This is a genomic window from Archangium violaceum Cb vi76, assembly GCF_000733295.1.
Lineage (GTDB): Bacteria > Myxococcota > Myxococcia > Myxococcales > Myxococcaceae > Archangium > Archangium violaceum.
Map to the genome: position 1 here is coordinate 38,296 of NZ_JPMI01000048.1, position 17,117 is coordinate 55,412.

Consider the following 17,117-nt stretch of genomic DNA (forward strand, 5'->3'; position numbering starts at 1 on the left):
TGCTTACTTCTTCTTCTTCTTCGAGTTCGCGGCCGCATTCGCCGTGTTGACGAAGCGGAAGGTGGTCGCGAGGAAGGAGGTGTTGAGCATCACCTTCTCGTTCTTCACCTTGGCTCCATCGAGCTTGATGTTGTTGACGTTGACGATGCGCCGCATGGTCGAGACCTCCTGCAGGAACATGGCGATCTCGTGGTAGTTGCCGCTCACCACCATCTTGATGGGGATGCGGGCGAAGAAATCACCACCGCCCACCGTCTCCGGACCCGGCTCCACGCGGGCGATCTCCAGCCCGGCCTTCTTGCCGATGTCGTTGAGCTGCGCGAGCAGCTCCTCGATGTCCTTGTTCTCGGGCAGCTCGGTGAGGGCCTCGGCGAGCCGCTGCTCCAGCACGTCCATCTCGCGCCGGCGCTCGTTGAGGTTCTGGGCGATTTCACTCTTCTCCGCCAGCTCCAGGTCCAGCTTGCGCTGCTCGCCGCGCTGCCGCTCCATCTCCACTTCCAGCGGCTGGATGCCGAAGAAGAAGTTGGCGGCCGTCAGCAGCACCACCAGGGCCGCCAGGCCGCCGAAGCGGACGGCGGGGGGGCCTTCGCGAGCCTCTCGAGGTATTTGTCCATGGCTCCAGGTCCTCTCAGATGGCGTAGTTGGCGGTGAGCAGGATGTCGAAGACCACCGTGCTCACCTCGTTGGGCCTGGAGGCACCCTGCTGGGTGCTCTTCAGTTCCACGTTGGAGAAGAAGGACTTGATGTCCGTCACGGGGAACTCCTCGATGGCGGACTCGGCCGCCACCAGCTCCACGCGGGACGTCTTGGCCTCGCGGCGCTGCTCCACCAGGCGGCCAATGCCCTTGGGCGTCCACACCATGCCGTTGAGGTTGCGCATCAGCTCGGCCACGTCGTCATGGCTGACGGCGGAACCGGCGATCTTCACGTTGCCGCGCTCCTCGTTGAAGGTGCGCAGCCACACCTTCTTGGGCAGCGCGGTGGACAGCGCGTCCAGCATGCGCACCGGACCGGAGCGGCCGCGGCGCAGCTCGTCCAGGACGGCGAGCTTCTTCTCCACCTCGGTCTTGCGGGTGTTGATGTTCTTCACCTCGCCGATCGTCTTGTCGAGATCGGCGATACGGCGCTTGGTGCTGGCCAGGCCCGCGGCCTGCTTCTCCACCACGCCAGCGCGATCGGCGTACCACATGTAGTTGCCCACGCAGGCAGCCACGAGCACGAACCCCAGGAGCGCCAGGACCTGGCGTCCCGCGTTCGGCCTGACCTTGGCCCGGACGGGCAGCAGGTTGATACGAATCATCATGTGCGTCGGTCCTTCGAAGACGGGGAGGGAGGAGGACTAGCCGAGCTTGTCGCCGGGCTTGCGCAATGCCAGACCCACGGCCACCGCGGCCATCGGCGCCACCTCCATGATGAAGGCGGGGTCGAACTTGCGGTTGTCCACGTCGATCTTCCGGAACGGGTTGAGGATCTCCACCGGCACGCCCACGCGCGTCTCGATGGTCTTGAACAGCGCCGGAATCTTGGCGGTTCCGCCGGAGAGGTAGACCTTGGTGAAGTTGGCGTCCACCGCGGTGCCCGCGTAGAAGTCCAGCGAGCGCTGGATTTCACCGGCCACCTGCTCGGCCACGCCCATCAGCACCCGCTCCACCTCCTGGGGAACCACGGCGTCCGAGTCCCCGCGCGTGCCGCCGATCTTCAGCGCCTCGGCCTCCTCGTAGGAGACGTTGAGCTGCTTCTGGATCTCCTCGGTGAACTGGTTGCCACCGATGGTCACGTCGCGGGTGAAGACGGTGATGCCGTTGGAGATGATGTTGATGTTCACCACCGAGGCGCCCGCGTTGATGAGCACCACCGTCTCCTTGTCGGGGACGTCGTAGTTGGAGGCGAACATGTTCTGGACGGCGAAGGCGTCCACGTCCACCACCACCGGCTGCAGCCCCGACTCGGAGACCACGGTGGTGTAGTCGTTGATCATGTCCTTCTTGGCCGCGACCAGCAGCACGTCCATCTGGCCGGTGGCGTCATTGCCGCCCGCGTCCAAAATCTGCGTGTCGATGTTCACGTCCTTCACGTCGAAGGGGATGTACTGCTCCGCCTCCCACTGGATGCTCTCCTCGAGCTCCTCCTGGCTCATCCGGGGCATCTGGATCTTCTTGATGATGACCGAGTGGCCGGAGACGCCGATGGCGACCTCCTTGTTCTTGACCTTCAGCTCGGTCATCAACTCCTGCAGCGCCTGGACGATGGCGGTGGAGTTCATGAGCGCGCCGTCGACGATGGCCTCGGGAGGCAGCGGCTTCATGCCGAAGCTCTGCAGCGCGTAGCTCACCTGGCCACGCTTGCGCTGCTCCTTGAGGAGGATCATCTTCACCGAGGTCGATCCGATATCGAGACCGAGAGCCAGCTTTCCCTTCGCCATACAGTCATTGCTCCTGGAGGGGCCGCCAGCGTAGCACCGGCTCGCGGGCCCTCCTAAAAAGTGCTCCGCGCCTGCCCGCGCAGCAGGCGGCCAATCTGTCCCCCGGAATCCCACGGCGGTGCACCCACGCCGCTCTTGTGGGGCCGATTTTCCGGCTTCGGACGCGTTCCGTCAAATCGCCCCACTCCCCGCTCCGTCCTCTACCCGGCAGCCAGTCAGCCTCGCTCCCCCTCGGCGTCCGCGTCGATTCCGTACTCCTTGATTTTGTACAGCAGGGCCCGATGGCTGATCTCCAGCACCTCGGCGGCGCGGGTGCGGTTGCCCCGGGTGCGGCGCAGGGCGGCGCGGATGTAGGACTCCTCCAGGTCGCGGATGGCCTGTTTGAGGGACAGGTTGGCCTCGGAGGAGGGGCGCGTGGGGGTGAGCGCGGGTGCGCTGGCCGGTGGGGGCGTGGCCCAGAGCCGCTCTGGCAGGTTCTCCGGGAGGATCAGCGCTCCCTCGGCCAGCAGGACGGCGCGCTCCATCGCGTTCTCCAGCTCGCGCACGTTGCCGGGCCAGGCGTAGGAGGCCAGGAGGGCCTCGGCCTCGGGGCCGAAGCCGCGCACGGGGGGCTCGCGGTTGAGCTCGCGGTTGAAGCGCAGGAGGAAGGCGCGGGCCAGCAGGAGGATGTCCGAGTGGCGCTCGCGCAGCGGGGGCACGCGCACGTTCACCACGTTGAGGCGGTAGTAGAGGTCCTCGCGGAACTCGCCCCGCTCCACCAGCCGGCCCAGGTCACGCAGCGTGGCGGCCAGGACGCGCACGTCCACCTTCTCCGCGCGGTTCTCCCCCACCGGGCGCAGCTCGCCCTCCTGTAGCACGCGCAACAGCTTCACCTGGGCGGGCGGGGGCAGCTCCCCCACCTCGTCGAGGAAGAGCGTGCCGCCGTCGGCCTCGCTGAAGAGGCCGCGCCGGGCGGTCCGCGCATCGGTGAAGGCCCCCCGGGCATGGCCGAAGAGCTCGCTCTCGATGAGACCCGTGGGGATGGCGCCGCAGTTGACGGCGACGAAGGGCATGGCGGCCCGGGGGGAGCGCGCATGCAGGGCCCGGGCGATGAGCTCCTTGCCCGTCCCGCTCTCGCCGGTGATGAGGACGGTGGTGCCCACCGGGGCGAGCCGCTCCACCTGCCGCATCACCACGCGCATGGACTCGCTCTCGCCGAGGATGCCCTCGCCGGGCGCGACGCCGCCGGAGGCCTGCAGACGCCGGTTCTCCCGCAGCAGCCGCTCGCGCTCCTCCGCCTTGCGCAGGACGAAGACGATCTCCTCGGGCTTGAAGGGCTTGCGCACGTAGTCGTACGCACCGGCCCCCACCGCCTCGAGCGCCTGCTCCTGCGAGCCGTAGGCGCTCATCACCACCACCGTCAGCCCCGGGTGCTCGGCGAGCGCCTGGCGCAGCACGGACAGGCCGTCGCGTTTGGGCATTCGCACGTCGCACAGCAGCACGTCGTAGCCGCGCGCGGACAACTCCCGCAGCGCCTCCTCTCCATCCGCCACGGCGCGCACCTCGTAGCCCATCCCCGAGAGCACCAGGGTGAGCACGTGGCGGACGGAGGGCTCGTCGTCGGCGACGAGGATGCTGCGGAAGAGGGCCATGAGACCCTTCAGAAGTAGCCCACTCCGGGGTGCGCGGCCAGATTCCGCCTCAGATGGCTGGCAGCCGGACAGAGAAGCGAGCACCCCCTCCCGGCACGTTCTCCGCCGTGAGCCGCCCCCCCATCCCCTCCGACAGGTACCGCGAGACGGCCAGTCCCAGTCCCGTGCCCTGACCGGGCTCCTTGGTGGTGAAGAAGGGCTCGAAGAGGCGCGGCATCACCTCCGCCGGGATGCCAGGCCCCATGTCCTCCACCACCAGCACCACCTCCCCTTCCTCACTCCGGGTGGCGAGCCGGACGAGCCCCTCCCCTCCCATGGCCTGCACCGCGTTGAGCAACAGGTTGATGACGATCTGTGACAGCGGGCCCGAATCCGCCCGCGCGAGCAGTCCGGGGGTGAGCTCCAACTCCAGCCGCACCCGCGAGAAGTCCCGGCCCACCTTCACCAGCTGCACGCACGTCTCCACCACGTGCCCCACCTCCACCGGCCCCAGCTGCTCGCGCGCGGGACGGCCGATCTCCAGCAGGCCCCGGACGATGCCGTCGATGCGCTGCACCTCATGATCGATGCGCCCGAGGTACTCCTGCACCTCGGGATCCTTCACGCGGGCCCCGGCCAGAGAGAGGTAGCCGAGGATGCCCGCCAACGGGTTGCCCACCTCGTGGGCCACGCCCGCGGCGAGCCGGCCCACGGTGGCCAGCCGCTCCGCCGAGACGAGCTCCGTCTGCGCCTGGGCCAGGCGCGCGTTGGCCGCCCGCAGCGCCTCCACCTGCCGCCGCGTGGTCTCCTGCTCCTCCTGGAGCGCCGCCGCCATCCGCGACAGCGCCCGCTGGATGCGCGAGAGCAGCGGCCCCGGGCTCTCCAGGACCGACACGTCCAGCTCCAACCGGCCGAGCTGCTCCACCACCACCTCGGTGCGCCGCAGGGGCCGGCCCACCATGAAGTCCAACACCCCGTACGCCAGGAGGGTGAGCAGCACCAGGTCCAGCACCAGGAGGAAGGGCAACGAGCCCAGCGTCCGCGACAACACCGCCGCCTCCGGCGAGCCGGGCGCCGAGCCTTGCCGCGCCACCTCCAACAGCGCCAATAGCGGCCGCTGCAGGGTGAGCCAGGTGAAGCCCGTGCCCACCACGCTGAGCAGGAAGGCGATGCTGGCGATCCGCCACTTCATCCGCGTCCGCCCTCTTTCACCGGGCTCCCGCGAACAGCATGTCCAGCGGCACCGGCAACACCTCGCGCAACCATGGACCGAGCAGCATCACCTCGAGCGCCGCGAGCGACAGCCAGGGTCCGAAGGGGATGTTGGTGGGGCCCGGCTCCCAGTCGTCTTCCTCCTCGCCCTCCTCCCCGCCCTTCTCGTCACCCTCCCGGGCGACCACCGGCTCCGTTCCCTCCGGCTTCGGCACCGGCCCGGGCCCCTCCGCCACCTGGGGACTCTCCGTCCCGGGAGGCGTGGCCGGCGGCGGCGCGGTGGGGGACTCCGGCTCGGGGTCCGGCGCCGGTCCCGCCCGCCCGCGGACGAGCAGCATCAGCGAGCCCACCACCGCTCCCTGCAACGAGGAGAGGAAGATGACGGCGAGCAGCGGCTTCCACGTGAGGAAGGCGCCAATGAGCGCGAGCAGATCCTTGTCTCCCGCGCCCAGCGCCTCCTTCTTGAAGATCTTCTCCCCCAGCCACTCCATCCCCCAGAAGACGAGGAAGCCCACCACCGCGCCAATGACGGAGTCGCGCACCCGGTCCATCCCCATTGGCACGGACAGCGCCACCCCGGCGACGATGCCCGGCCACGTCAGCTCCTGCGGGAGGATCCAATGCTCCAGATCAATAAAGGAGAGCGGCACCAGCACCAGCACCAGCACCAGGGCGGCCACCAGCTCGGGCGTCCAACCAAAGCGGCGCTGGCAGGCCAGGAAGAGCAACGCGGTGAGCAGCTCGATGAGCGGGTAGCGCCAGGAGATGGGCAGACCACACGAGCTGCACCGGGCGCGCAACGCGAGCCACGACAGGACTGGAATGTTCTCGTACCACGCGAGTTGATGCCCGCATCGAGGACACCGCGAGCGGGGGCGCACGATGCTCTCGCCCGCGGGCACGCGAGCGATCACGACATTCAAGAAACTGCCGAAGAGCAGGCCCATGACGAAAACCAGCGTCACGGCCGCGCCTTCCACCGCCTGAGGAGTCACGTTCCGCGTCCCTTCGTTCCGCGAGCATCCGCGGATGGCGGAGCATAGGGCCCAAGCGCGTCACCGGGGCAGACGATTCCTGTCACCTGGTGACAAAAATTGGCACCCGCAAACCGTCACCCGCGCCGCGCGCCAAAGCCAAGTGCTTGGATCAGCGTGAAGGCTGCAAGGGTTTGATCCTGGCACCGTTCGTGCTATTCCTCACGACGGCTTCGGCCGCAACCCCTCCTTCACCCGAAGGGAATTCAAATGACCCGTCTGTTCGCCCGCAAGAACCGCGGCTTCACGCTCATCGAGCTCATGATCGTGGTGGCCATCATCGGCATCCTCGCCGCCATCGCCATCCCGAACTTCATCAAGTTCCAGGCTCGCTCCAAGCAGGGCGAGGCCAAGGCCAACCTGAAGGCCTGGTTCACCACGCAGCGCGCCTTCCTCCAGGAGAAGGACCGCTACGAGCAGGACATCAAGATCATCGGCTACGCCCCCGAGCGCGGCAACCGCTACGCCTACTACTTCGAGGCCACCCCGACGTTCGAGGAGCGCAAGGGCGAGGCGCTGAAGGCCGACCAGACCAGCGCCACCGGCATCACGGTGGACACCGGTAAGTTCAAGGGCTCCATGACGAACCCGACGGCCGCCGCGGTCACCCTGAACCACGCTGGCACGGGCGGCGCGCCCCTGAAGCCGGGCATCTCCGGCAGCTGCCCCGGCTGCAACATCGACGCGATCGCCGCCGGCAACATCGACAACGAGACCGGCGGTGTGGACACCTGGTACATCTCCACGGGTGACGCCACGGGTACGGCCGCCTGCGGCAACGCCGACGAGACCATGGCCGTCGCCGGTACGCCGTACATGAACTACAACGACGTGGACTGCGACTGATGTAGTCGCCCACTCGCCGGACAGGCTCTTTCGAGCCGCCGTCGAAAACGAGAGGACACTCGGGCATAAACCCGGGTGTCCTTTCTGTTTTAATGCCGCCCATGAGGTCGCGAACTTCCCTGCCTGCCCTGCTGGCTGGCGCCTTCTGCCTGAGCGCTCTCGTCCTGCTCGCGGCGCCGCCTCGTCAGCAACCCCGAGGCCCCCACCAGGAGCCCCTGCTCCCCCGCCAGGAGCTGCTGCGCCTGGTCGGCCGTGGCTACCTGGAGCTGGTCGCCGACTACTTCTGGCTCCAGACCATCCAGTCCACCGGCCGCGCCTTCCTCGCCGAGGAGTACGGGGACGTCTACCCGTACGCGGATCTCACCACGGACCTGGATCCGAAATTCGGCCTCGTCTACGTGTTCGCCGGCAGCGTGCTGCCCACCAATACCGGACGGGAGATCTGGGCCAACACCGATGAGTCCACACGTCTTCTGCGCAAGGGCCTGAAGCAGTTCCCGAACGATCTCAAGATGCACGTGCTGTTGGCCTACAACCTGAGCGCCTTTCACAAGCAATACCAGGAGGCCGCGCAGGTCCTGGAGCGGGCCTCGAAGCTGCCGGGCGCGCCCTCGTACCTGCCCGCCCTGGCCACCCGCCTCTATGCCCAATCCGGGAGCGTGGACTCGGGCCTCGCGCTGGCCCGCACCCTCGCGAACTCCGCGGAGGACGAGGAGACGCGGGAGATCTTCAAGCAGCGCGTGAGGGACCTGGAGCTCGAAGGCGAGCTGCGGCGCGTGGAGGCCTCCATCGGCCGCTTCCGCCAGGAGTTCGGCGTGGCCCCTCCGGACGTGGACACACTGCTGTGGCTGGGCTTCCTGGACAGGCCGCCGTACGACCCCAAGAACGGCGGGTTCTTCATCGGCAGCGATGAACGCGCCTATTCCCATACCCAGCAGCGGCGCCTCGAGATCTTCACCCCCAACAACCGTGGCTACCAGTGGGCCATGCCCATGGAGCAGTGAACCCATGGACTCTCCCTCTCCCATCGAAATCCGAAACCTGTCCAAGACGTACCGGCTCGGCTTCCTCATGAACCGGCAGGTGCGTGCCCTCCAGTCGTTGGATCTCTCGCTGATGCCAGGCCAGGTGTATGGACTGCTCGGGCCCAATGGCGCAGGCAAGTCCACCACCATCAAGATCCTCCTGAACCTGGTGCAGCCCTCGGAAGGCGAGGCGCGGCTGTTCGGCCTGCCCCCGTCCGACCGCGAGGCACGCCGCCGCGTGGGCTATGTGCCGGAGAACCCCGCGCCCTACGAGTACCTCACGGGCCGCGAGTTCGTCACGCTGTCGGGACGGCTCAATGGCCTGAGCGGCAAGGAGCTGGATGACCGGGTCTCCGAGGTGCTGGGCATGGTGCAGATGACCCGCGCCGCCAACCTGCAGATCCGCCGCTACAGCAAGGGCATGGTGCAGCGCGTGGCGCTGGCGCAGGCCCTGGTGTCCAAGCCCGCCCTGCTCATCCTGGACGAGCCCACCTCGGGGTTGGATCCCGTGGGCCGCCGGCAGATCCGCGATCTCATCCTCGAGGAGCGCCACCGCGGCACCACGGTGCTCTTCTGCACGCACATCATCCCGGACGTGGAGGCGCTCTGTGACCGGGTGGCCGTGCTGGTGGGTGGCCGGCGCGTGCGCGAGGGCAGCGTGGCCGAGCTGGTGAGCGCGCAGACCACGCACGTGGAGATGACGGTGGAGGGGCTGCCGCTGGAGCACATCCAGGCGATGGGCATCACACTGGAGATGGCCCGGCCGCTGGAGAACCGCGTGCTGCTGCACGTGCGCGAGTCGGATGCACAGCCGCTGCTCAAGCACGTGCTGGAGCAGGGGGGACGGGTCACCCAGCTCCACCCCGCCCGCTTCTCGTTGGAAGAACTGTTCCTGCGTGCGCTGGAAGAGGCGAAGCAGGGTCCCGTTGGAGGAGAGATTTCGTGATGGGTCCGTTCATCGCCCTGGCGCTCAATGGCTTCCGGGAGGCCCGGCGCAACCGCGTCACCCTGCTGGTGGCCATCTTCGCGTTGGCCATGCTCATGTCCACCACGCTCGTGCTGGAGATCACCGTCGGCACGTTCGATCGCGTCATCACCGACGTGGGCCTGGGAGCCATGAGCCTGATGCTGGTGCTGCTCGCCATCTTCCTCTCCAGCGGGCTCATCTCGCGGGAGATTGAAAGGCGCACCATCTTCCTCATGGTGTCCAAGCCGCTGTCGCGTGGCGCGTTCCTCGTGGGCCGGCTGGCGGGCAACATGCTCACCGTGACGGTGCTGCAGCTGCTCATGGCCGCGCTCTTCTTCGCGATGATGTCCTTCTACGAGAGCCCCATCAGCCCGGCGCACCTGGCGGCGGTGGGCATGCTGTGGTTCGAGCTGTGGGTGCTCAGCGCCGTGGGCTTCCTGATGTCCAGCTTCTCCAGCCAGATGGTGTCGGCCTTCGTCACGGTGAGCGTCTACTTCGCCGGCCACCTGTCGTCGGACATCTACAAGCTGGCCTCGAAGTCCGAGAGCGGAGCCATCCAGGCGCTGGGCAAGGCCGTGTACTACGTGCTGCCGGACCTCTCCCGCTTCAACTACCGGCCGCACGCGACGTACTACGCCCCTGTCACTTCCAGCGAGCTGCTGTCGGCCGCCGCGTACGGCATGGCCTTCACCGGCGTGCTGGTGGCGCTGGCCGTCGTCCTCTTCAACCGGCGCGACTTCCGCTGAGGCCCGCGGCCCGGGGAGGCGGGGCTCAGGCCTCGTCTTCCCGCTCCGACAGCCCGTGCTTGGCCAGGCGGTAGCGGAAGGAGCGGAACGTCAGCCCGAGCAGCTCCGCCGCGCGGATCTTCACCCCGCCGGCCTGGGACAGGGCGGCCAGCAGGTAGCGCCGCTCGGCATCGTCCAGGTGGTGCTCCAGCGAGAAGCCGGGGCCGAGCTGCACCTCCGCCGAGGGGGCCGCCGCCACCGGAGACGGAGCCGGCTCACCGCGCAGCGTGGGCGGCAACGAACCCAGCGTCAGCACGTCCCCATCCGCCAGCGTGGCCGCGCGCTCGACGATGTTCTCCAGCTGCCGCACGTTGCCCGGGAAGGCGTAGGAGGACAGCACCGCCAGCGCCTCCGGTGAGAAGCGCATCCCCGGACGCCCCAGCTCCTTGCGCTGGCGCTCGAGGAAGTGCTCGGCCAGCAACGCGATGTCCCCCGCCCGCTCGCGCAATGGCGGCAGCTCCAGGGTGATGACGTTGAGGCGGTAGAAGAGATCCTCCCGGAAGCGCCCCGCCTTCACCTCGGCCTCCAGGCGCCGGTTGGTGGCGGCCACCACGCGCGCGTGGAAGGGAATCTCCGCCGAGCTGCCCACCGGCTTCACCTTGCGCTCCTGCAACACGCGCAGGAGCTTCACCTGGGTGGCCAGCGGCACCTCGCCAATCTCGTCGAGGAACACCGTCCCCTCGCCCGCGTGCACCAGCAGGCCCGGCCGCTCCTGCGTGGCGCCGGTGAAGGCGCCCTTCACGTGGCCGAAGAGCTCGCTCTCCAGCACGCCCTCGTTGAGGGCCGCGCAGTTGACGGGAAGAAAGGGCTGGCCCGCCCGCTGGCTCTTGAGGTGGATGGCCCGGGCGATGAGCTCCTTGCCCGTGCCGCTCTCCCCGTGGATGAGGACGGTCGAGCGCGTGGGCGCCACCTTCTCCACCAGGCCCCACACGGCGCGCATCCGCTCGCTGCGCCCCACCCCCATCACCCCCGCGCCGGGCACCAGGTGCTCGCGCAGCGACACGTTCTCCTGGCGCAGCGAGCGCTTCTCCAGCGCCTTCTGCACCAGCAGCTTCAGCTCCTCGTTGTCGAAGGGCTTGCCGATGTAGTCGTACGCCCCCTCGCGCATGGCCTCCACCGCCGACGCCGCCGTGCCGAAGGCGGTGATGACGATGACCTCGGGCGGCTCGGGCAGCGAGCGCGTGGCGCGCAGCACGTCCATGCCGCTCTGCGCGGCGCCCAGCTTCATGTCGGTGATGACCAGGTCCACCTTCGCCGAGCCCAACACCTCCCGGGCCGCCTTCACGCCGTCCGCGCACGTCACCTGGTAGCCCGCACGGGCCAGCAGCACCTCCAGGAACTCGCGCATCGACAGCTCATCGTCCACCACCAGGATGTGCACGGCCACGCTCTCCCTTTTCCCCTCAACCCTGCACGGGCAGCTGGATGAGGAACTCGGTGCCCTCCTGCGGCGAGGAGGACACCCGGATGTTGCCACCATGCGCACGCACGATGGAGTACGCCGTGGACAGGCCCAGCCCCGTACCACCCTCCCGGGTGCTGAAGAAGGGCTCGAAGATGCGCGACAGGTCCGCGGCGGGAATGCTTCCCCCCGAGTCCCAGATGCGCAGCAGGGCCAGCTCCTCCGCGCCCTCCAGCGTCACCCGCACCCGGCCTCCCCGGCCCGCGGCCTGGAAGGCGTTGCGCAGGATGTTGATGAGCACCTGGCGGAGCTGATCCGCGTCCACCGGCACCCGCAACGGGGCCAGCACCTGCTCCACCCCGACCTGCCAGGCCAGTGGATCCGCCCGCAGCATGTCCACCGTCTCCGCCACCAGCACCTCCAGGTCCAGCGCCTGCTTGACGGGAGGCGGCGGACGGGCGAAGCGCAGGAAGTCCTCCACCAACTTGGACAGCCGGTCCGACTCGCGCAGGAGGATCTCCACCAGCTTGGCCGACGTGGGGTCCCCGCCGGGCTCCTGGACGAGCAGCTGCGCCGAGCCCCGCATGGCGGCCAGGGGGTTGCGAATCTCATGGGCGAGCTGGGCGGCCAGCGTCCCCAGGGCGGCCAGCCGGTCCGCGCGCTTCAAGTCCTCCTCGATGCGGCGCAGCTCCGTCAGGTCCTGGAAGACGACGAGCGTGCCCCCGCCTCCACTGCCCTCCAGCCCCGTCACCGTCAGCCCGAGCGTGCGCAGGCCCGAGGGCGTCTGCACCGTGAGCTCCCGGCGGCGCTGGCGGACCTCCGGCCCCAGGGAGCCCGGCAGCAGGGTCTCCACGTGCAGGCCCGGCACCAGCCGCCCCTCCAGGGACAGGATGGAGCGCGCGGCCCCGTTGACGAAGGTGACCCGCCCCGACTCGTCGCAGGTGATGAGCCCCGAGGGCATGCAGGCCAATATCTGCCGCTGCAGGGTGTCGAGCTTCTTGAGGTCCGCCTCGCGCTCGGACAGCCTCCCGCCCGTGGCCGACAGCTGGCGCGTCAGGTAGCCGGCCAGCGCGGCGATGAGGAAGAGGGCCAGCACGTTGCTGCCCAGCAGGAAGGCCAGGCGCTGCCGGGTGATGTCCCCCACGCCCAGGGGCGGCTCCAACCACCGCAGCTTCACCGCCATCAGCAGCGAGCCATAGGCGATGGCCCCGGCCCCCGCGGCGAGCAGCGCGCCCCGGCCATCCAGCAGGATGCTCGCGCCAATGACGGCCAGCAGGTAGAGGAAGGTGAAGGGGCTGTCCCCCACTCCGGTGAGGAAGACGAGCACCGAGGCGATGAGCAGGTCACCCACCACCTGCACCACCGCCGCCACCCGGTCCGCCCGGCCCCCGCGCAGCATGAGGCCGTACACCAGGGTGAAGAGGTAGACGAGCCCGATGACCGTGAAGGACAACGTGTCGCCGCGGCTGGGCTCCTCCACCAGCGGCTGCATGAGCAGCCGGGCCACCACCGCCACCAGCGACAGACTGACGGCCACCGTGCGGAACACGGTGAGCCACACCAGCCGCGTCCGCAGCGCATCCGACTGCGGAGGCGCCGCGAGCACGAGACCGCCGACGCTACTTGACGGCACCGGCGATGGCGAAGATGGGCAGGTACATCGAGATGAGGAAGCCACCGACCACGCCGCCGAGGAACACCATCATCAGCGGTTCGATCATCGCCGTGAGACCGGCGACGGCCGTGTCCACCTCGTCGTCGTAGAAGTCGGCGATCTTGTTGAGCATGGTGTCCATGGCGCCCGTGGCCTCACCCACGCCGATCATCTGCACCACCATGGGCGGGAACACCTTCGTCTCCAGCAGCGGACCGGCGATGTTCTTGCCCTCGGCGATCTTCCCACGCACGAAGTAGATGGCCTCTTCCACGGAGCGGTTACCGGCCGTCTTCGCCGTCACGTCCAGCGCGTCCAGGATGGGCACGCCCGAGGAGATCATCGTGCCGAGCGTACGGGTGAAGCGCGCCACCGCCACCTTGCGGATGACGGGCCCGAAGATGGGCGCCATCAGGAACACCTTGTCCATGAAGCGCCGTCCCTGCGGATGCCGGTACGTGTACGTGATGGCGATCGCGATGGCGGCAATGCCGCCGAAGGCGTGGAGCACGTACTTCTGCGCCCACTCGGACAGGTCCACGACGAACTGGGTGGGCGCCGGCAGCGCCTGGCCGAAGTCGGAGAACATCTTCGCGAACGTCGGCGTCACCTTGAGGAGCAGCAGCGCCGTCACGCCGAAGGCCACGAGGAGCACGATGGCCGGGTAGGTCATCGCGCCCTTGACCTTGCGCTTGAGCTTCTCGTTCTTCTCACGGTAGGCCGCGAGACGGTTGAGGATGTTGTCGAGAATACCGCCGACCTCACCGGCCGCGCACAGCTGGACGAAGAGCTCGTCGAAGACCTTGGGGTGGTCCGCCAGCGCGTCGGCGAAGGTGGAACCCTGCTCCACCTTGTTCTTGATGGCGAACACGACCTTGCGGAAGGCCGGGTTGTCCATCTGGCTGCCGAGGATGTCGAGGCACTGCACCAGCGGAAGGCCGGCGTCGATCATCGTGGCGAACTGACGGGTGAAGACGAGGATGTCCTTGCCCGTGACGCCCGAACCGATGGTCAGGTTCAGGTCGGAGTCGAGGAGACCCTTGCGGCGGACCTTGACGGGATTGAGACCGAGCGACTTGAGACGGGCATTGACGGCCTCGATATCCGAGGCCTCCATCTCTCCCTTCTTGGTCTCGCCAGACTTGGTCTTGGCCTCCCAGAGGAACTGGGCTGTGTTCTTGGACTTTGGGGATGCAGACTTCTGGGTTGCCGTTGCCGCCATACAGCCCTCCGAGGGGATGCGAGTCTATCCCCTGCGTCGAATTTCGCGAATTAGCGTCCGCCCGGCCCGGCCGGCCGCTGACCAGGCATGCCGCCCGCGCCCGCTCCCGCCAGGATGTTGCGCAGCTCGTCCGGGTCGCTCGAGCGCCCGAAAGCCTCTTCCTGAGAAATGATCCGCCGCGCCAGCAACTGCGCCAGGGCCTGGTTGAAGGTCTGCATGCCGAACTTGGCCTGGCCCACCTGCATGGCCGAGTAGACCTGGTGCACCTTGTCCTCGCGGATGAGGTTGCGGATCGCGGGGTTGGGCACCATCACCTCCAGCGCCAGCACGCGGCCCGGAGAGCCCTGCTTGGCGATGAGCGACTGGCTCATCACGCCTTCCAGCACGAAGGACAGCTGCGCGCGCACCTGCGGCTGCTGGTACGGGGGGAACACGTCCAGCACGCGGTTGATGGTCTGCACCGCGCTGTTGGTGTGCAGCGTGGCGTAGCAGGTGTGACCCGTCTCGGCGATCACGAGCGCCGCTTCGATCGTCTCCAGGTCACGCAGCTCGCCCACCAGCACCACGTCCGGATCCTGCCGGAGGATGTACTTGAGCGCCGTCTTGAAGTTGCGCGTGTCCGCGCCCACCTCGCGCTGGTTCACCAGGCAGTTCTTGTGCGGGTGCAGGTACTCGATGGGGTCCTCGATCGTCATGATGTGCTCGTGACGATCGGTGTTGATCTTGTCCACCATGGACGCGAGCGTCGTGGACTTGCCCGAGCCCGTGGGACCCGTCACCAGGATGAGGCCGCGCGGCCTCTTCACCAGCTCGGCCACCACGGGGGGCAGGCCGAGCTCCTGGAAGGTGAGGATCTTGAAGGGAATGGTGCGGAAGGCACCGGCCACCGCGCCGCGCTGCATGTAGATGTTGGCGCGGAAGCGGGAGAGTCCCTTCACACCGAAGGACAGGTCGAGCTCGTTCTCCTCCTCGAACTTGTGCTTCTGCGCGTCCGTGAGGATGGAGTAGCAGAGCTGCTTGGTCTCCACCGGGGTGAGCTGGGCCGTCTTGAGCGGCACCAGCTCGCCGTCCACGCGGAGCTGGGGCGGGGAGCCGGTGGTGATGTGGAGGTCGGAGGCGCCCTTCTCGACCATCGCCTTGAGCAGCTGGTGCAGATTCACGAAAAACCGTCCTTCGGGTATGGGGTGTGGCGGGTGGTGCGAGAGGGTCAGAAGGTATCGGGCGCCGTGTTGGCCACCACTTCTTCCAGCGTGGTGACGCCGTCCATCATCTTCGCCAGGGCCGACATGCGCAGCGAGCTCATGCCCAGACGGATGGCCTCCTGCTTGAGCTCGGCGGCGGAGGCGCCGTTGATGACCAGCTCCTTGAGGCCATCCCAGAAGGGCATGACCTCGTAGATGGCCACGCGGCCGCGGTAGCCACGGTCGTTGCAGTCGCGGCAGCCGACCTTCTCGTAGAGCGTGAAGGTGCCGAGCTTCTCCGCGGGCACACCGGCGTTGAGCAGGGCCTGCTCGTCCACGTTCTCCGCCGGCCGCTTGCAGGCGGCGCACAGGCGGCGCGCCAGACGCTGGGCGAGAATCAGGTTGAGCGAGGCCGTCACGAGGAAGGGCTCGATGCCCATGTTGAGCAGACGGCTCACCGTGCCCGGCGCGTCGTTGGTGTGCAGCGTGGAGAGCACCAGGTGGCCCGTGAGCGCCGCCTTGACGCCGATTTCACCCGTCTCGAAGTCGCGGATCTCACCGATCATGATGATGTCGGGGTCCTGACGGAGGAAGGAGCGCAGCGCCGCGGCGAAGTTCAGGCCGATGTCTTCATGCATCTGCACCTGGTTGATGCCGGCGAAGTTGAACTCGACCGGGTCCTCGGCGGTGGCGACGTTGGTGTCGATCTGGTTCAGCATCGAGAGCGCCGAGTAGAGCGTCGTCGTCTTGCCGGAACCCGTGGGACCCGTCACCAGCACCATGCCGTAGGGGCGCTCGATGGCCTCCTTGAACCAGGCCAGCGGCTGCGGATCGAAGCCCAGCTTCGTCATGTCCAGCTGGAGGTTGGACTTGTCCAGGAGGCGGAGCACCACCTTCTCGCCGAAGAGCGTGGGGCACACGCTGACGCGGAAGTCCATCTCCTTGCCACCGCCGAGCTTGATCTTGATACGGCCGTCCTGCGGCAGGCGGCGCTCGGAGATGTCGAGGTTCGCCATGATCTTCAGACGGCTGGTGATGGCGTTGCGCAGCTTCATCGGCGGGCGCATCACCTCGTAGAGGGAGCCGTCGATGCGGAAGCGGACCCGGAAGTCCTTCTCGTAGGGCTCCACGTGGATGTCCGAGGCGCCCTTCTTGATGGAGTCCTGGAGGATGAGGTTCACCAGCTTGACGACGGGGGCGTCGTCCGCGGCGCGGGCCATCTGCTCGACGTTGCCATCCTCCTCCTCCTCCTTGGCCACCTCGATGTCGTCGGCCATCTCCTCGACGAGGGCGTTCATGTCCGGGCCCTTCTCGGCGTAGTAGCGCTCGATGGCCTCGCGGATGGAGATTTCGGAGGCGACCACCGGCTCCACGTTGTAGCCGGTGAGGAACTTCAGATCGTCCACCGCGTAGATGTTGGACGGATCACACATGGCCACGATGAGCGAGGGGCCCGCGCGGTTGACGGGAATCACCAGGTGCTTCTCCGCCACTTCCTTCGGCACGAGCTTGATGATCTCCGCGTCGATGTCGAAGTCCTTCAGGTTGATGGCCGGGACGCCGTACTGCTTGGAGAGGAAGTCGGTGAGCTTGGACTCCTCGATGGCTCCCGTCTTGATGAGGGCGGTGCCGATGCGCGTGCCGTTCTTCTGCTGCTCCTCCTGGGCCTTGCGCAGCTGCTGGACGGAAATGAGGTTCTCACGAACCAGCAGTTCACCAAGTCGACCGGACATTCAGATGGCCTCGAACGTTGAAAT

14 protein-coding genes and 1 pseudogene are annotated in these 17,117 nt (G+C 67.8%); 4 read left to right on the plus strand and 11 right to left on the minus strand.

What is annotated here, in order from left to right; genetic code table 11:
- Positions 1–3 precede the first annotated feature (3 nt).
- From Q664_RS08440 to Q664_RS08465, 6 genes and pseudogenes are all read right to left on the minus strand, one after another.
- Positions 4–614, minus strand: a pseudogene (locus Q664_RS08440) (type IV pilus inner membrane component PilO).
- A 14-nt stretch (positions 615–628) separates the two neighbouring features.
- Positions 629–1,303 (minus strand): PilN domain-containing protein, encoded by a 675-nt coding sequence (locus Q664_RS08445; RefSeq protein WP_043391955.1) that lies wholly within the window; start codon positions 1,301–1,303, stop codon positions 629–631.
- Positions 1,304–1,339: 36 nt separating this feature from the next.
- Complete coding sequence (gene pilM / locus Q664_RS08450) at positions 1,340–2,422, minus strand: type IV pilus assembly protein PilM (RefSeq protein ID WP_043391957.1); 1,083 nt, start codon at positions 2,420–2,422, stop codon at positions 1,340–1,342.
- Between the two features lie 215 nt (positions 2,423–2,637).
- A complete protein-coding gene (locus Q664_RS08455; protein ID WP_043391960.1) occupies positions 2,638–4,053 on the minus strand; it encodes a sigma-54-dependent transcriptional regulator in 1,416 nt (471 codons plus the stop codon).
- A 49-nt stretch (positions 4,054–4,102) separates the two neighbouring features.
- The gene (locus tag Q664_RS08460; protein ID WP_043391963.1) at positions 4,103–5,224 is read right to left on the minus strand and encodes a sensor histidine kinase; all 1,122 of its coding nucleotides are present in this window, start codon (positions 5,222–5,224) and stop codon (positions 4,103–4,105) included.
- 16 nt (positions 5,225–5,240) lie between these two features.
- The gene (locus Q664_RS08465) at positions 5,241–6,191 is read right to left on the minus strand and encodes a prepilin peptidase (protein WP_052517849.1); all 951 of its coding nucleotides are present in this window, start codon (positions 6,189–6,191) and stop codon (positions 5,241–5,243) included.
- Between the two features lie 297 nt (positions 6,192–6,488).
- Between Q664_RS08465 and Q664_RS08470 the strand changes: the two genes are divergently transcribed.
- From Q664_RS08470 to Q664_RS08485, 4 genes are all read left to right on the plus strand, one after another.
- The gene (locus tag Q664_RS08470; RefSeq protein ID WP_043391964.1) at positions 6,489–7,124 is read left to right on the plus strand and encodes a prepilin-type N-terminal cleavage/methylation domain-containing protein; all 636 of its coding nucleotides are present in this window, start codon (positions 6,489–6,491) and stop codon (positions 7,122–7,124) included.
- Positions 7,125–7,225: 101 nt separating this feature from the next.
- Positions 7,226–8,128, plus strand: a complete 903-nt coding sequence (locus Q664_RS08475; protein WP_043392038.1) for a hypothetical protein — start codon at positions 7,226–7,228, stop codon at positions 8,126–8,128.
- Positions 8,129–8,132: 4 nt separating this feature from the next.
- Positions 8,133–9,095, plus strand: coding sequence for an ABC transporter ATP-binding protein (locus Q664_RS08480; RefSeq protein ID WP_043391966.1), 963 nt, complete (start codon positions 8,133–8,135; stop codon positions 9,093–9,095).
- Positions 9,095–9,862, plus strand: a complete 768-nt coding sequence (locus tag Q664_RS08485) for an ABC transporter permease (RefSeq protein ID WP_043391969.1) — start codon at positions 9,095–9,097, stop codon at positions 9,860–9,862. Before Q664_RS08480 ends, Q664_RS08485 begins: the two co-directional genes overlap by 1 nt.
- Positions 9,863–9,887: 25 nt before the next feature.
- Here Q664_RS08485 and Q664_RS08490 read toward each other — a convergent pair whose 3' ends face one another.
- The 5 genes from Q664_RS08490 to pilB are packed head-to-tail and all read right to left on the minus strand — an operon-like array spanning position 9,888 to position 17,093.
- Positions 9,888–11,282: a sigma-54-dependent transcriptional regulator gene (locus Q664_RS08490; RefSeq protein ID WP_268811387.1), complete on the minus strand. Its 1,395-nt coding sequence runs from the start codon at positions 11,280–11,282 to the stop codon at positions 9,888–9,890.
- Positions 11,283–11,304: 22 nt separating this feature from the next.
- Complete coding sequence (locus tag Q664_RS08495) at positions 11,305–12,909, minus strand: two-component system sensor histidine kinase NtrB (RefSeq protein WP_481954995.1); 1,605 nt, start codon at positions 12,907–12,909, stop codon at positions 11,305–11,307.
- Positions 12,910–12,922: 13 nt separating this feature from the next.
- Positions 12,923–14,179 carry a type IV pilus assembly protein PilC gene (pilC, locus tag Q664_RS08500; RefSeq protein ID WP_043391974.1) on the minus strand — a complete coding sequence of 419 codons (1,257 nt, stop codon included), beginning with the start codon at positions 14,177–14,179 and terminating at the stop codon, positions 12,923–12,925.
- Positions 14,180–14,229: 50 nt separating this feature from the next.
- The gene (locus Q664_RS08505; RefSeq protein ID WP_075207385.1) at positions 14,230–15,339 is read right to left on the minus strand and encodes a type IV pilus twitching motility protein PilT; all 1,110 of its coding nucleotides are present in this window, start codon (positions 15,337–15,339) and stop codon (positions 14,230–14,232) included.
- A 47-nt stretch (positions 15,340–15,386) separates the two neighbouring features.
- The gene (pilB, locus tag Q664_RS08510; RefSeq protein WP_043391976.1) at positions 15,387–17,093 is read right to left on the minus strand and encodes a type IV-A pilus assembly ATPase PilB; all 1,707 of its coding nucleotides are present in this window, start codon (positions 17,091–17,093) and stop codon (positions 15,387–15,389) included.
- Positions 17,094–17,117 lie beyond the last annotated feature (24 nt).

Bases quoted from the DNA above. Each gene is read 5' to 3' on its own strand.
- Q664_RS08445 (WP_043391955.1), bottom strand. From the start codon at position 1,303: ATGATGATTCGTATCAACCTGCTGCCCGTCCGGGCCAAGGTCAGGCCG.
- pilM (WP_043391957.1), bottom strand. From the start codon at position 2,422: ATGGCGAAGGGAAAGCTGGCTCTCGGTCTCGATATCGGATCGACCTCG.
- Q664_RS08455 (WP_043391960.1), bottom strand. From the start codon at position 4,053: ATGGCCCTCTTCCGCAGCATCCTCGTCGCCGACGACGAGCCCTCCGTC.
- Q664_RS08460 (WP_043391963.1), bottom strand. From the start codon at position 5,224: ATGAAGTGGCGGATCGCCAGCATCGCCTTCCTGCTCAGCGTGGTGGGC.
- Q664_RS08465 (WP_052517849.1), bottom strand. From the start codon at position 6,191: ATGGGCCTGCTCTTCGGCAGTTTCTTGAATGTCGTGATCGCTCGCGTG.
- Q664_RS08470 (WP_043391964.1), top strand. From the start codon at position 6,489: ATGACCCGTCTGTTCGCCCGCAAGAACCGCGGCTTCACGCTCATCGAG.
- Q664_RS08475 (WP_043392038.1), top strand. From the start codon at position 7,226: ATGAGGTCGCGAACTTCCCTGCCTGCCCTGCTGGCTGGCGCCTTCTGC.
- Q664_RS08480 (WP_043391966.1), top strand. From the start codon at position 8,133: ATGGACTCTCCCTCTCCCATCGAAATCCGAAACCTGTCCAAGACGTAC.
- Q664_RS08485 (WP_043391969.1), top strand. From the start codon at position 9,095: ATGGGTCCGTTCATCGCCCTGGCGCTCAATGGCTTCCGGGAGGCCCGG.
- pilC (WP_043391974.1), bottom strand. From the start codon at position 14,179: ATGGCGGCAACGGCAACCCAGAAGTCTGCATCCCCAAAGTCCAAGAAC.
- pilB (WP_043391976.1), bottom strand. From the start codon at position 17,093: ATGTCCGGTCGACTTGGTGAACTGCTGGTTCGTGAGAACCTCATTTCC.